This window comes from Arthrobacter sp. OAP107, from assembly GCF_040546765.1.
Classification (GTDB): domain Bacteria; phylum Actinomycetota; class Actinomycetes; order Actinomycetales; family Micrococcaceae; genus Arthrobacter.
Map to the genome: position 1 here is coordinate 5,118,331 of NZ_JBEPOK010000001.1, position 13,755 is coordinate 5,132,085.

At 64.4% G+C, this 13,755-nt stretch carries 12 protein-coding genes, 2 tRNA genes and 1 pseudogene; 4 read left to right on the forward strand and 11 right to left on the reverse strand.

Going from position 1 to position 13,755, the window contains the following annotated elements:
- Complete coding sequence (locus tag ABIE00_RS23485) at positions 1 to 801, reverse strand: class E sortase (protein WP_354263019.1); 801 nt, start codon at positions 799 to 801, stop codon at positions 1 to 3.
- A gap of 172 nt (positions 802 to 973) precedes the next feature.
- Between ABIE00_RS23485 and ABIE00_RS23490 the strand changes: the two genes are divergently transcribed.
- Positions 974 to 1,228 carry a cell division protein CrgA gene (locus ABIE00_RS23490; protein ID WP_331575223.1) on the forward strand — a complete coding sequence of 85 codons (255 nt, stop codon included), beginning with the start codon at positions 974 to 976 and terminating at the stop codon, positions 1,226 to 1,228.
- Between the two features lie 10 nt (positions 1,229 to 1,238).
- Positions 1,239 to 1,836: pseudogene (locus ABIE00_RS23495) on the forward strand (DNA-3-methyladenine glycosylase I).
- Positions 1,837 to 2,031: 195 nt separating this feature from the next.
- Here the strand turns inward: ABIE00_RS23495 and ABIE00_RS23500 are convergent.
- The 3 genes from ABIE00_RS23500 to ABIE00_RS23510 all read right to left on the reverse strand — a co-directional run bounded on the left by ABIE00_RS23500 (position 2,032) and on the right by ABIE00_RS23510 (position 4,518).
- Positions 2,032 to 2,499 (reverse strand): carboxymuconolactone decarboxylase family protein, encoded by a 468-nt coding sequence (locus ABIE00_RS23500; protein ID WP_354263020.1) that lies wholly within the window; start codon positions 2,497 to 2,499, stop codon positions 2,032 to 2,034.
- Positions 2,500 to 3,086: 587 nt separating this feature from the next.
- Positions 3,087 to 3,968, reverse strand: coding sequence for a rhomboid family intramembrane serine protease (locus ABIE00_RS23505; RefSeq protein ID WP_354263021.1), 882 nt, complete (start codon positions 3,966 to 3,968; stop codon positions 3,087 to 3,089).
- 4 nt (positions 3,969 to 3,972) lie between these two features.
- Entirely contained in the window at positions 3,973 to 4,518 is a 546-nt protein-coding gene (locus ABIE00_RS23510; RefSeq protein ID WP_354263022.1) for a peptidylprolyl isomerase, read from the reverse strand.
- A 156-nt stretch (positions 4,519 to 4,674) separates the two neighbouring features.
- Here ABIE00_RS23510 and ABIE00_RS23515 point away from each other — a divergent pair, with 156 nt between their 5' ends.
- Both ABIE00_RS23515 and ABIE00_RS23520 read left to right on the forward strand, forming a co-directional pair.
- Positions 4,675 to 5,679: a hypothetical protein gene (locus ABIE00_RS23515; protein ID WP_354263023.1), complete on the forward strand. Its 1,005-nt coding sequence runs from the start codon at positions 4,675 to 4,677 to the stop codon at positions 5,677 to 5,679.
- 86 nt (positions 5,680 to 5,765) lie between these two features.
- Complete coding sequence (locus tag ABIE00_RS23520) at positions 5,766 to 6,635, forward strand: glycosyltransferase family 2 protein (RefSeq protein WP_331575228.1); 870 nt, start codon at positions 5,766 to 5,768, stop codon at positions 6,633 to 6,635.
- 13 nt (positions 6,636 to 6,648) lie between these two features.
- On the opposite strand, the gene ABIE00_RS23525 is transcribed toward ABIE00_RS23520, so the two are convergent.
- The 7 genes from ABIE00_RS23525 to gyrB form a co-directional block, all read right to left on the reverse strand.
- Positions 6,649 to 7,572, reverse strand: coding sequence for a DMT family transporter (locus tag ABIE00_RS23525; protein WP_354263024.1), 924 nt, complete (start codon positions 7,570 to 7,572; stop codon positions 6,649 to 6,651).
- 93 nt (positions 7,573 to 7,665) lie between these two features.
- A tRNA-Ala gene (locus ABIE00_RS23530) sits at positions 7,666 to 7,741 on the reverse strand.
- A gap of 71 nt (positions 7,742 to 7,812) precedes the next feature.
- Complete coding sequence (locus ABIE00_RS23535; RefSeq protein ID WP_217491532.1) at positions 7,813 to 7,932, reverse strand: DLW-39 family protein; 120 nt, start codon at positions 7,930 to 7,932, stop codon at positions 7,813 to 7,815.
- A 69-nt stretch (positions 7,933 to 8,001) separates the two neighbouring features.
- Positions 8,002 to 8,075: transfer RNA gene (locus tag ABIE00_RS23540), tRNA-Ile, on the reverse strand.
- Positions 8,076 to 8,174: 99 nt separating this feature from the next.
- Positions 8,175 to 8,831, reverse strand: coding sequence for a DUF3566 domain-containing protein (locus tag ABIE00_RS23545; protein WP_354263025.1), 657 nt, complete (start codon positions 8,829 to 8,831; stop codon positions 8,175 to 8,177).
- Positions 8,828 to 11,563 (reverse strand): DNA gyrase subunit A, encoded by a 2,736-nt coding sequence (gyrA, locus tag ABIE00_RS23550; RefSeq protein ID WP_354263026.1) that lies wholly within the window; start codon positions 11,561 to 11,563, stop codon positions 8,828 to 8,830. Before gyrA ends, ABIE00_RS23545 begins: the two co-directional genes overlap by 4 nt.
- A 58-nt stretch (positions 11,564 to 11,621) precedes the next feature.
- Positions 11,622 to 13,712, reverse strand: a complete 2,091-nt coding sequence (gyrB, locus tag ABIE00_RS23555) for a DNA topoisomerase (ATP-hydrolyzing) subunit B (RefSeq protein WP_354263027.1) — start codon at positions 13,710 to 13,712, stop codon at positions 11,622 to 11,624.
- Between the last annotated feature and the right edge of the window lie 43 nt (positions 13,713 to 13,755).

Sequence of the window (13,755 nt, forward strand, 5' to 3'; positions counted from 1 at the left end):
CTAGCCTTCCCCCCGCGCGCGGGCAACCTGGGTTGCAATCTCGGCGGGCGGGCCCGCCGAGGCCGGCTGCCAGTGGTCCAGCACCGAGTACGCGATGATCCGTTCCTCGGAGCCGAAGCGTGGGTTGCAGCTGGTCATGGTGAGAAGCCTTTCGGTGGGGCGCACTCCTGGCTGGTTGGGGACCGGCAGGAGGACATCGGCTTCGGTGGGCAGAACGATGCGGTTGTTGCGGAAGACGTAAACGTAGTAGCCGTCCCGCGTCTGGACGTAGATCCTGTCCCCGGGAACCAGCGTGTGGATATTGTCCAGCACGGCGCCGTGCGTCTGGCGGTGGCCTGCCACCGCGAAGTTGCCCACCGCGCCGGGCATGGAGGTGTTGCCGTAGTGGCCGAGGCCCAGGGTGTCCAGGACGTCCGCGCTGGTGCCTTCGACGATGGGCCGGGTGTAGGTTTCGCCGAACCGGGGGATGTACATGATCCCGATGGTGCCGCCGTGGCCGGGGGCCTCGCCTACAACGGGCGCTCCGTAGTCCTTCGGGCCGGCAGTGGCCGTGCCGCCGGTCGCTGACGGCGCGGGCGGGGGGGTCACAGGCCCGCCCAGGTCCCGGACGAAGTCCTTGACGGCGGCGCTTTGCTTGGCATCGGACTCCACGTTGGTCCACCATAGCTGCCACGCAACAAAGAGAAGCAGCACTATGCCGGCGGTAATAAGCAGCTCCCCGAAGATCTGGACGGCCTTCCGCAGGATCACGACGCCGGTCACCGGCTTGCCAGTGGCCGTCACCTTCTCCTGCACTACCACGCGATCTCCTCCAAGGCGGTTGCGGGGCACCGGTGCGGACTGAACTACAGCTAGAATTGGCTGCTAGTAAGACTTCAGACCTGACCAAGAGTGTGCAGACCGCCGGCTTTCCCCTTACAGCAGGATATCAAGCCGAGGTGCGTCCTCTTGATTCAGCAGCTAAGGAGGACATGTGCCCGAGTCAAAGCCACGTAAGAAGCCTGCCCGCCCGGCCGAGCCCGTTTCCACCCAGGCCGCCTACAAGCCGAATCCCGTGTGGTTCAAGCCCGTCATGTTCGGCCTGATGATCATTGGCCTGCTCTGGATCATCACCTTCTACATCAGCGAGGGGCAGCTGCCGGTCCAGGCATGGCAGTCCTGGAACATCCTGGCCGGGTTTGGCATTGCGATCGTCGGCTTCCTGATGACCACGCGCTGGCGCTCCTGAGCCGACCCCCATGACCGCAGAAGGCATCATCATCGGCGAGGATGGCCTGGCCCGTCCGCTGTGGGCTTCCACGGATCCCCTTCTGCGAGAGTATTACGACACTGAGTGGGGCCTGCCCGTCCGGGACGAGCAGGGCCTGTACGAGCGCATCAGCCTCGAGGCTTTCCAGGCGGGCCTGTCGTGGGCAACGATCCTGCGCAAACGCCCCGCCTTCCGTGCGGCCTTCGACAACTTCCACCCCGAAACCGTGGCCGCCTTTACCGAGGCCGACGTCGAGCGCCTCCTGCAGGACCCCGGCATCGTCCGCAACCGCCTTAAGATCCGCGCCGCGATCACCAATGCCAAGGCCACCATCGCGCTGCGGGACGAGGGCGGCCTCGTGGACTTTGTCTGGAAGTTCCAGCCAACCTCCACCCCTGCTCCCGTCACTTACGCCGACGTGCCCACCACGTCCCCTGAGTCCATCGCGCTTTCCAAGGCACTGCGGAAGAAGGGCTTCGCTTTCGTGGGGCCCACCACCATGTTCGCGCTGAATGGAGGCCATCGGCATGGTGGACACACATCTTGTGGACAGCCACCGCCGCGGAACCTCAGGCGTCTGGGCCTAAACCGCTGCGGGAGGGACTGCCGCCGCGGACTGGCCGGTCCACACGTGTTGGTAAAGATATCCACAGCGTTGATAACTTGGGCGGCTCCGGTACGGGGAAACCGCGCTGCATCCCCGGCTGGCGCGGACGGAGAGCCGAAACTTGCATCTTCGAAGTTATTAACAGCTGTGGAAATGACTGTGGAAAACTCCGGTCTCAGCCGTTTTCAGGCCGGACGGGATGCTGGCTGGTAATGGAAACGCGGTTGAAGGCGTTCATGGCGATGGCCAGCCAGCTCACTGCTGAGTACTGCTCCTCGGTGAGGTGCTCCCGCGCATAGGCGTCCTCCGTGTCGCGCGTGCGGGCGTCAGGGAGGACCGTGACGCTTTCGGCCAGGGCCAGCGCGGCGCGCTCGTGGTCCTCGAACACGGCGGTGTCCCGCCAGGCTGGCAGAACGGCCAGCCGCTGCGTGGATTCGCCACCCTTGACGGCGTCCCTGACATGCATGTCGAGGCAGTAGGCACAGCCGTTGATCTGCGATATGCGGACATTAAGCAGTTCGATCAGCTTCCCGTCCAGACCGGCTTCAAGCATCGCTTCCTTGGCCTTCAGTCCGAGCCCGTTCAGTGCCCGCCAGGCTGCGGGGTGGTGCTTGTCCAGGAAGATGTGGCTGTGGGTACTCACGCCATAGAGACTACACGGGCAGGGTGTGGATACGCGGACAGTTATCCACTTAGCAACAGGCAGCTACCCACAACTTATCCACAGGTGGGGAAAACTTGTGTGGATTTCCGGCCGAAACGGCGGAAACCCGGAGCTGCGCGCCTTCTGAAGGGCGGAATCGCAGCCCCGTGAGTTATTAACAGTGTGAATAACCCTGTTGAAAGTACGTCCACAAAACCCTTGCCTTGGCACTCAGGCGACTGTTAATGCCCCGAACACCGCGCTCCGGTGGAGTTTCGGTGAAGTTGTCCACTTAACCACAGCGGCAGGCAGCGAAGTTATCCACAGGTGTGGACGCAAGCGTGCATATTGCTCGCAAGGAGCGCAGCACCCCGGTATCCCGGGGCCGCGGTCCGGGACTTACAGCTGTGTAAGTTATTAACAGTGTGGATAACCACTGTGGAAAACCCTGCGGATTTCGTGCAGCTCGCCTCTGCACGGTAGACCACGTTGCGGCACCACCTCGGCCCGACACACACAAAAATGCCCCCGCTTCGGAAAGCGAGGGCATTGCGGGGAAGTGCCGTACCAGGAGGCCGGAAGCAGCGTCAGGCAGCTATGAGAACCCGGTACCAGGAAGCCGCCAACAGCAGGGCCATCACGAGGGCCAGCCCGCCGGCCTGCAGGATGTTGCGCCGCGGGCCGCGTGGGGCGTAGGCGATGACGGCTGCGCACAGGGCACCGGTGATGAAGCCGCCCAAGTGGGCCTGCCAGGCGATCTGCGGCACCATGAAGCCGATGACGCCGTTGATCGCGATGAGTACCCAGAGCTGCCTCGTCTCACCGCCGCGGTGGCGCTGCACCACGAGCATGGCGCCGAACAGCCCGAAGATCGCACCGGAGGCGCCTACGAGTCCCACGGGCCCGCCCTCGGGCAGGATCGGTGTCAGAAGCAGGTAACCCACCGACCCGCCGATGGCGGACAGCAGGTATACGGCAAGGAAGCGGATCCGGCCCAGCAGCGGTTCGAGCGCCTGGCCAAAAATCCACAGCGTGTACATGTTCAGGACGATGTGGAGCAGGAAGCCCTGGGAGTGCAGAAAAGCCGAGGTGAGCATGCGCCACGGCTGGAACACCCCGTACTCGGGCGTCGCATAAACCGACGCATAAGCGAGGGTACGGTACACCGCGTTCCCGGGAAGCAGCCACTGCAGAACGAACAGCAGGGCGCACAGCCCGATGATTGCGTACGTCATCACGGGCTTGCCGGAAGCAACGGCACCGCCGTAAACGGTCCGTGCTGCCGGCGTCGTACGCTTTGCTTCGTTGACGCAGTCAACGCACTGGAATCCGACGGCGGCCGCGCGCTGGCACTCGGGGCATGCCGGCCGCCCGCAACGCTGGCAGCTGACATACGAGGGCCGGTCCGGGTGCCGGGGGCACACCGGTGCCTGCGCTGACGGCTCCGCCGCCGGAGTTCCGTAGCTCATGTGGTTAGAGCTGCTCGATGTCGATGCTGTTGATGGTCACGTCTTCAACCGGGCGGTCGCCCATGCCGGTGCGGACACCTTCAATGGCGTCCACAACCTTCTTGGATTCGTCATCGGCAACTTCGCCGAAGATGCTGTGCTTGCCCTGCAGCCAGTCGGTGGGGATGGTGGTGATGAAGAACTGTGAACCGTTGGTTCCCTTGCCCATCTGGATGCCGGCGTTGGCCATGGCCAGCTTGTAAGGAGCGCTGAAGTTCAGTTCGGGGTGGATCTCGTCATCGAAGCGGTAGCCCGGTCCGCCGGTGCCACGGCCCAGCGGGTCGCCGGCCTGGATCATGAAGTCCTTGATGATGCGGTGGAAGATGGTGCCGTTGTAGAGCGGCGTGCCGGTCTTGTCCTCGCCGGTCTCCGGGTGGGTCCAGGCCTGTTCTCCGGTGGCCAGTCCGATGAAGTTCTTAACAGTCTTGGGCGCGTGGTTGCCGAAGAGGTTCACAACGATGTCGCCGAGGCTGGTGTGGATGGTTGCTTTTGCAGTTGCTGAGGCAGTCATAGGGCCATTCTTTCACGGCGGGTCAACGCGAATGCGGGCGCAAAAGGCAGTTCCGCGTTGGGTGAAATCCACCGTGAATCCGCCGGAACGATAGCAGCCCGGCTATTCGTGCACGTAGGCTAACAACAGAACCGTCACATTAATCGGGAGGTAGTTGTGAAGAAATCGGATCGTATTGCCCGCGAACTGGAGTTGTCGGTCAGTTCTGCAGTCGAGAACGCAAAAGACCGCGTGGAAGCAGCGGTGGACTGGGCAGTTCCCCGCCTCCAGCAGGGCATTGACACTGCTTCCCCCAAGATCCAGGAGGGGCTCAAGGTGGCGGCCCACAACCTTGCCGACGGCGTCGCCACTGTAACGCCGCGGCTCCAGGACGGTTTGGCGCAGCTGGCCCCGAAGATCCACGACGTCGTGGAAGGCGCCACCCCGCGCATGCACGACGCCCTGGACCGGGCCACCCCAGTTATTGCCCAGGCCCGCGACCGCGTCGTGGTTGAGTACCTGCCCCGGCTCTCGGACCAGATCGGAACCGCATCCGAGGCTGTCCACAGGACGCTCGAGAGCACCCCGGCCCGCGTTGACGCCGTGGCCCAGAAACTCGGCGACGCCGGCATCATCCACACCATCCAGGAACAGGCTCATGTGGCCGGCGGCCACCTCAAGTCAGCCGCCAACGAAGCCAGCCGGGCAGTGACGGGCAAGGCGCTGGTGGTGGAGGCCCCGAAGCCGAAGAAGCGCGGACTCCTCGTTATTGGTGTGATCACTGCGGCCGTGGCCGCTGGCATTGCCGCCTGGAAGGCGTCAAAGCCGGTCGAGGACCCGTGGAAGACCCCCGCACCGGTAACGCCCGCACCGTCGACGCCGGCTGCAACCACCCCGGCAGCATCCGCCACCGGTGTTGGATCGGCCGCTTCCACCCCGGCACCGGTTCCGGCAGCTCCGGCAGGCAGTTCTGCGCCGGCTTCCGCTGATACGCCGCTGGACGCTGCCTTTGCCCTGGCTGCCGAGGACGAAGCCGACACTTCAGCCGACGCCTCCGCTGACAAGGCAAAGCACGTTGCCGACGACGCGGATTCCAACGCCGGTGAAGTTGCCACCGATGAAAAGACCGCGGTGAAGAACATCGCATCCAACATCGAGAACGGCGCCGACAAGAAGGCGTAGCCAAGTGCCCGCAAGGGGCAGCAACAGGAGGGGTTCCGCCGCGGCGGGACGCCTCCTGCCGTCTCTGCGGTGCTAAGTTTGAGGGGATGTCACCCGATAGATCCGCAGAGGATGCCTTGACTGACACTGAGCCGCGCGTATCCATTGTTATTCCGGCCTACAACGAGGAAAGTGTCATCCGGCAGTGCCTCATCGCGGCGGTGTATCAGTCGGTTCCGGCGCACGAGATCATCGTGGTGGACAACATGTCCAAGGACCGCACGGCGTCGATCGTCACGCAGATGCAGCAGGAGTATCCGGAGAGCCCCATCATCCTGCTCCGCCAGGACAGGGAGCAGGGACTCATCCCAACCCGCAATTTCGGCCTGGACAACGCCACCGGGGACATCCTGGGCCGGATCGACGCTGACTCGGTGGTTGAACCTGACTGGGTGGAACAGGTGCAGAAGGCCTTCGAGGACCTGTCCACTTCGGCCGCCACCGGGCCCGTGGTCTACTACGACATGCCGATGCGCCGCTTCGGCCTCAAGGCGGATGACAAGATGCGCCAGCTGATGCTGAAGCTGGCAAAACACCAATATCACTTCCTGTTCGGCTCGAACATGGCCCTCCGCCGGTCCGCGTGGGAGACCATCCGCAGCGAAACCTGCCGGGACGAAAAGGACGAGATGCACGAGGACATCGACCTGTCCCTGCATCTCGCGGACCACGACCTCAAGGTCCAGTACTGGCCGCAGATGGTCTCCGGGATGTCGGCCCGCCGGCTCGAGGACTCACCCCGCGACTACAGGTACTACGTGACGCGCTTCGACCGCACTTACAAGGCCCACAACGTGAAGAAGATGGCGCTCAAAGCGCCGATGGTGGTCTTCTTCTCGGTGTATTTCCCGGCCAAGCTGCTGCGCGCCATCCACACCGTCAATACCAGCCAGCCGGTCCGCCGCGGCGGACAGTAGCCCCGCGCGGTGCTCAGTCGGCCCCCAGCTCCGCCAGGGGGCGTTCCTCGGGTGGCTTGCCCCGGCCGCCTTTGCCGTTCCGCTGTCCCGCCACCACGACGGCGAGGCCCACAAGGATGAGTGCCAGCCCGGCATAGGTGCCCGCCGGGAGTGTCTCGTTCAGGAACACTGCCGCCAGGAGCGCGGCACCGGGTATTTCAAGCAGGATAATCATGGACACCAGCAGCGGGCTCATGGTGGCCAGCAGATGGTTGAACGCCGTATGTCCCACGAGCTGGGCGCACACCGTGATGGCCAGAATCCCCAGCCAGCCGCCGGCGTCGAAACCGGTCAGGGGCTGGTCCGTGGCGATTGCCAGTACCGCCACCAGGACAGAGCACATGCCGTAGCAGAGGGCCGTGTATGTTCCGGTGGTCATGCTTTGGCGTGCCCGGCCCCCGGCCAGGGTGTAGATGCCCGCGAGGAGTCCGCCGGCCATGGCGAGGATGTCGCCCAGCAGGGCGTCGGGGGACGTGCCCATGTCGAAACCGGTGATAGCAACGACGCCGCCGAAAGAGATGCCCAGGCCCACCAGGACCTGCCAGGGGTGCCGCTCGCCGCGCAAGAGCTGAATGATGGCGATCCAGGCGGACTGCAGGCAGACGAGGGCCGTAGCGGCGGCCACGGAGGTCAGCTGTAGGGACGTGATGAAGCAGGCGAAGTGCAGGGCCAGGGCCACCGCCGCGACGAGCGACCAGCGGACCTCATGGCGGCCGATGCGGCTGAACTGGCGCGGCTCCCGGATCAGGGTGGGGGTGGCCATAACGGCTGCGGCGATGGCATTGCGCCAGAAGGCGATGGCGAGGGCGGTGACAGTGGTGGCGCCGAGCGTGGCGGCGATGAGCGGTCCTGATGAAGCAACGCCCAGGACACCCAAGGCAGCAATGAAGAGATTCACGCTTCCACAGTAGTGGGCCGGGAACCGCGGGCCAGGAACAATAGGCCGGGCAAACGAAAAAGCCCCGGCCGTTTCCGACCGGGACCTTTCTTATGGTGGAGGCACGGGGACTCGAACCCCGAACCCCCTGCTTGCAAAGCAGGTGCGCTACCAATTGCGCCATGCCCCCATAAGAAGCAACCCGTCCATCATACCCTAGTTCCAAAGGCTGGCTGACCAGCCTCCGCACCGGGATCCGGGCTATTCAACCTTGTCGGTTGATTCGCTCCAGACTGTTTTCCGGGCTTCGGATTCCTGCACTTTTTTCTTGTAGAAGAGGACGCCTGCGACCGCAGCTGCAATAACCAGCAACTTCTTCACACGCACCCCGTTCCGGCTGAATTCCTAGGAATCCTGCCTAAACCTCTACTTGAACCTGTGCAGGTTCCGTGGGCGTACCAGGACTTGAACCTGGGACCTCTTCGTTATCAGCGAAGCGCTCTAACCGCCTGAGCTATACGCCCCGATGCCTCATCGGGCCGAGACAAGACTCTACAGTACATCCCGGCCCGATCTCAAATCGAGGCATTCAACCGCGGTTTTCCCGCGGAAATACAGGGTTTTTAGTCGTCCGTCAGGGTCACGCCGATGCCGCCGACAAGGGTCGCCGAAATGTTGTACAGCACGGCAGACAGCATGGACAGGGCGGTCAGCAGCACCACGTTCACAACGGCAATGATGGTGGCGAACGATGCCACCTGGCCGAGCGAGGCGACCTTCTTCAGTTCGAAGCCGCCGCCCTCGGAACCGGCGAGTGTTCCCAGCAGGCTGTCCACCTGGTCGAAGATGCCGGTCAGGTCCAGCACGGTCCACAGCACAATGGCTGCCACCACTGTGACGATGCCTAGCGCGACGGACAGCAGGAACGCCATTTTCAGGACGGACCAGGGGTCAACCTTGCTGACCAGGAGCCGGGCACGGCGAACCTTGGCCTTGGGAGCTGGCTTGACCAGCCCGGGCGCGCCCTGTGCGGCCTGGGGCCGCTGTCCGGGGGCTGCCGGGCGCTGTGCCGGCGCAACCGGCCTCTGGCCCTGCGGGCGCTGTCCTGCGGGCGCAGGGCGCTGTCCCGCATCTGCAGGACGCTGTCCCGGAACGCCTGACGGCGTGGACGGGCTCTGCTGGGGACGCACCGGGGCATTTACCCGGGGAGCGGATGCCGGCTGACGCATCCCGCCGGGACCATTACTGCTCGGCTTGGGAAATGAGTCGGAATTGCTCACTCGTTACCTCCGGTGTTGTCTTCGTTCGCCTCAGCATCGCCGGACGTTCCTTCTGCTTCATCGGCCAGTCCTGAAGCCGCCGTTGCGGATTCCTCGTCTGGTCCGGCATCTTCAGCCAACGTTACGTCATCAGCGGCGATAGCCAAGATTTCTGACGCGCTGGGTTCATCGGTGTGGTCGGCTTCGGACTCCCGCTCGGCGCTGGCTTCAACTTCTTCTTCGAGGCCGCGTTCGGTGTTGCGGGCAACCTCGATGATGCGGTCGTTCTTGTCCGGCTTCGCAAAGATGACGCCCATTGTGTCGCGGCCCTTGGCAGGGACGCCGGCCACGGATGACCTGACCACCTTGCCGCCGCCCATGACCACCAGGACCTCGTCTTCCTCCTGGACCACCAGCGCGCCCACAAGATCCCCGCGTTCCTCGGCGAGCTTGGCAACCTTGATGCCCAGGCCGCCGCGGCCCTGCAGCCGGTATTCCTCGACCGCGGTGCGCTTGGCGTAGCCGCCTTCGGTCACCACGAACACGTAGGAGCCTTCGGCCACCACGTTCATGGCGAGCAGTTCGTCGTCCTCTCGGAACTTCATGCCTGTTACGCCTGACGTGGCGCGGCCCATGGGGCGCAGCGCGTCGTCGGTGGCCGTGAACCGGATCGACTGGCCCTTGCGGGACACCAGCATGAGGTCATCCGTCTCGGAAACCAGCTGCGCGGAGACCAGCTCGTCCTCGTCCCGGAGGTTGATGGCGATGACGCCGGCGGACCGGTTGGTGTCGTAGTCCTCCAGCCGGGTCTTCTTGACCAGGCCGCGCTTGGTGGCCAGCACCAGGTACGGCGCGTGCTGGTAGTCCTTCAGATCCAGCACCTGGGCGATGTGCTCGTCCGGCTGGAAGGCCAGCAGGTTTGCCACATGCTGCCCCTTGGTGTCGCGGCCGCCCTCGGCAAGTTCGTAGGCCTTGGCCCGGTACACGCGACCGAAGTTGGTGAAGAAGAGCAGCCAGTGGTGGGTGGTGGTGACGAAGAAATGTTCCACCACGTCGTCACCGCGCAGCTGGGCACCCTTGATGCCCTTGCCGCCGCGCTGCTGCGAACGGTAGTTGTCGCTCCGCGTGCGCTTGACGTAGCCGCCGCGGGTGATGGTGACCACCACTTCCTCTTCGGGAATGAGGTCCTCCATGGACATGTCGCCGTCGTAGCCCATCAGGATCTGGGTGCGGCGGTCATCCCCGTGCTTGGCCACGATCTCGGCGAGTTCCTCGCTGATGATCGAGCGCTGGCGCTCCTCGGAGGCCAGGATCGCGTTGTATTCGGCGATCATCGCTTCGAGCTCGGAGTGGCGGTCCTGGATCTTCTGGCGTTCCAGGGCAGCGAGCCGGCGGAGCTGCATGTCCAGGATCGCGCGCGCCTGGATCTCGTCGATGTCCAGCAGCTGCATCAGGCCATCGCGTGCTGCCTCGGTGGTGCTGGAGGCGCGGATCAGGGCGATGACCTCGTCCAGCATGTCCAGGGCCTTGAGGAGGGCACGCAGGATGTGTGCTTCCTCCTCAGCCTTGCGCAGGCGGTACCGGGTGCGGCGGGCGATGACATCCAGCTGGTGGGTGACCCAGTGCCGGATGAAGGCATCGAGGCTGAGCGTGCGCGGCACTCCGTCCACGATCGCCAGCATGTTCGCGCCGAAGTTCTCCTGCAGCTGGGTGTGCTTGTAGAGGTTGTTCAGCACCACCTTGGCCACGGCGTCGCGCTTCAGGACGATGACCAGGCGCTGGCCCGTGCGACCGGACGTCTCGTCGCGGAGGTCGGCGATGCCCTGGACCTTGCCGTCCTTGACCAGCTCGGCGATCTTGATGGCCAGGTTGTCCGGGTTCGCCTGGTAGGGCAGCTCGGTGACCACCAGGCACGTCCGTCCCTGCAGCTCCTCGACATTCACCACGGCGCGCATGGTGATGGAGCCGCGGCCGGTGCGGTAGGCGTCCTCGATGCCTTTGTGGCCCAGGATCGTGGCGCCAGTGGGGAAATCGGGTCCCTTGATGCGCTTCAGCAGTTCTTCGAGGAGCTGCTCGCGGCTGGCGGTCGGGTTGGCCAGGTACCACTGGACGCCGTCGGCCACCTCGCGCAGGTTGTGCGGCGGGATGTTGGTGGCCATGCCGACGGCGATCCCGGAGGACCCATTGACCAGCAGGTTGGGGAACCGCGCCGGCAGGATCGTGGGTTCCTGGTTCTTGCCGTCGTAGTTGTCCTGGAAATCGACGGTCTCCTCGTCGATATCGCGGACCATCTCCATGGCGAGCGGCGCCATCTTGGTTTCCGTGTACCGCGGGGCCGCGGCGCCGTCGTTGCCGGGCGAGCCGAAGTTGCCCTGGCCCAGCGCCAGCGGGTACCGCATGGTCCAGTCCTGGATCAGGCGCACCAGCGCGTCGTAAATCGCGGTGTCACCGTGGGGGTGGTACTGGCCCATGACCTCGCCCACCACGCGGGCGCACTTGTTGAAGGCGCGGTCCGGGCGGTAGCCGCCGTCGAACATCGCGTAGAGCACGCGGCGGTGGACCGGCTTCAGCCCGTCACGCACATCCGGCAGCGCACGGCCGACAATAACGGCCATCGCGTAGTCCAGATAGGAGCGCTGCATCTCCGTCTGCAGGTCCACCTGCTCCACGCGGTCGACCAGCACGTCGCCCTCCAGCACCGGCTCGGTACCGTCCGGCGACTCGACCGGGACCTCGGGTGTTTCGTCACTCATAGTCTATATTTTCCGTTTCAGGTATATGTCTGTTCTGGAATATCCAAGGTGGAAACCGCTAGATATCGAGGAACCTGACGTCCTTGGCGTTCTGCTGGATGAAGTTTCGACGGGACTCGACGTCCTCGCCCATCAGCACGGCGAAGATCTGGTCTGCGGCGGCTGCGTCCTCCATGGTCACCTGCAGGAGGGTGCGCCGGTCCGGGTCCATCGTGGTGTCCCAGAGTTCGGTGTAATCCATCTCGCCCAGACCCTTGTAGCGCTGGATGCCGTTTTCCTTCGGAATGCGGCGGCCTGCTGCCTGGCCGGAGACCAGGACGGCGTCGCGCTCACGGTCGCTGAAGACGTAATCGTGGGGCGCATTGGACCACTTGATCCGGTACAGCGGCGGCTGCGCGAGGTAGACGTAGCCGTTCTCGATCAGGGGGCGCATGTAGCGGAAAAGCAGCGTCATCAGCAGCGTGGTGATGTGCTGGCCGTCGACGTCGGCATCAGCCATCAGCACGATCTTGTGGTAGCGCAGCTTGCTGAGGTCGAAGTCCTCGCCAATGCCCGTGCCGAACGCGGTGATCATGGACTGGACCTCGTTGTTGCCCAGCGCCTTGTCCAGGCGTGCCCGCTCCACGTTCAGGATCTTGCCGCGCAGCGGCAGGATGGCCTGCGTCTCGGGGTTGCGCCCGCGCTTGGCCGAACCGCCAGCCGAGTCACCCTCCACCAGGTACACCTCGCACTTGGAGGGATCCTTGGACGAGCAGTCGGAGAGCTTGCCCGGCATGCCGAAGGACTCCAGCGGGCTCTTCCGGCGGGCATTGTCGCGCGCCTTGCGCGCAGCCATGCGGGCCTGTGCCGCGGAGATGGCTTTGCGGATGACGTCCTTGGCGGGACCCGGGTTGCGCTCCAGCCAGTCGCCGAGCTGGTCCGTGACCACGCGCTGCACGAAGCCCTTGACCTCGGAGTTGCCGAGCTTGGTTTTGGTCTGGCCCTCGAACTGGGGCTCGGACAGCTTCACGGAGATGACGGCCGTCAGGCCTTCACGGATGTCGTCGCCGGTGAGGTTTTCTTCCTTTTCCTTGATGATGCTCTTCTCCCGCGCATAGCGGTTGATGAGCGACGTCATGGCAGCGCGGAATCCCTCTTCGTGGGTGCCGCCTTCGTGGGTGTTGATGGTGTTGGCGTAGGTGTGGACGCTTTCGGAGTAGGCAGTTGTCCACTGCATCGCCATCTCGACGGCGATGTGCCGCTCGGTGTCCTCAGTCTCGAAGGCGATGACGTCTTCATGGACAACATCCACCTTCTTGCTGGAGTTCAGGTGCTTGACGTAGTCGAGAAGGCCGTCGTTGTACTGGTAGACCACGGTGCGGTGCTCGGCCAGGACCTCGCCCTCGGTCAGCACGCCGTCCAGGTCAAGGTCGCCGGCGTCGTCCGTCCCGGCTGCCGCCTGGCGCTCGTCCGTCAGCGTGATTCTTAGCCCCTTGTTAAGGAAGGCCATCTGCTGGAAACGCGCGCGGAGCGTCTCGAAGTCGAACTCGGTGGATTCGAAAATGCTCGGATCCGGGTAGAAGGTCTGGGTGGTTCCGGTCGCCTCAGTTTCCTCGCCCTGGACCAGGGGGCCTTGGGGCTTGCCTCCGTCGGCAAAGGACATGCGCCAGACGTGGCCCTGCCTGCGTACCTCGGTGTTCACCCGGGTGGAGAGTGCGTTGACCACTGAAATGCCCACACCGTGGAGGCCGCCGGACACCGCGTAACCGCCGCCGCCGAATTTGCCGCCGGCGTGCAGGATGGTCATGACCACCTCGACGGTGGGCTTGCCCTCGGTGGGGTGGATGTCCACCGGAATGCCGCGGCCGTCGTCGACTACCTTGACGCCGCCGTCCGCCTGGAGAACCACTTCGATGTGCGTACAGTACCCTGCAAGGGCCTCGTCGACGGAGTTGTCCACCACCTCATACACCAGGTGGTGCAGGCCACGCAGACCGGTGGAACCGATGTACATGCCCGGCCGCTTCCGTACGGCCTCGAGACCCTCAAGAACGGTGATGTCGCTGGCGCCGTACTCCCGCGGTGTGGCAGCCTCAGCCGGTGTACCGGACGTCCGGGCATCCTCCGTTACAGGTTCCACTGTCTCGATATCTGCATTGTCGTTAGCCACAGGCGCTTTCGACTCCTCTATGTTCGATGATGGCCGGCCTCCG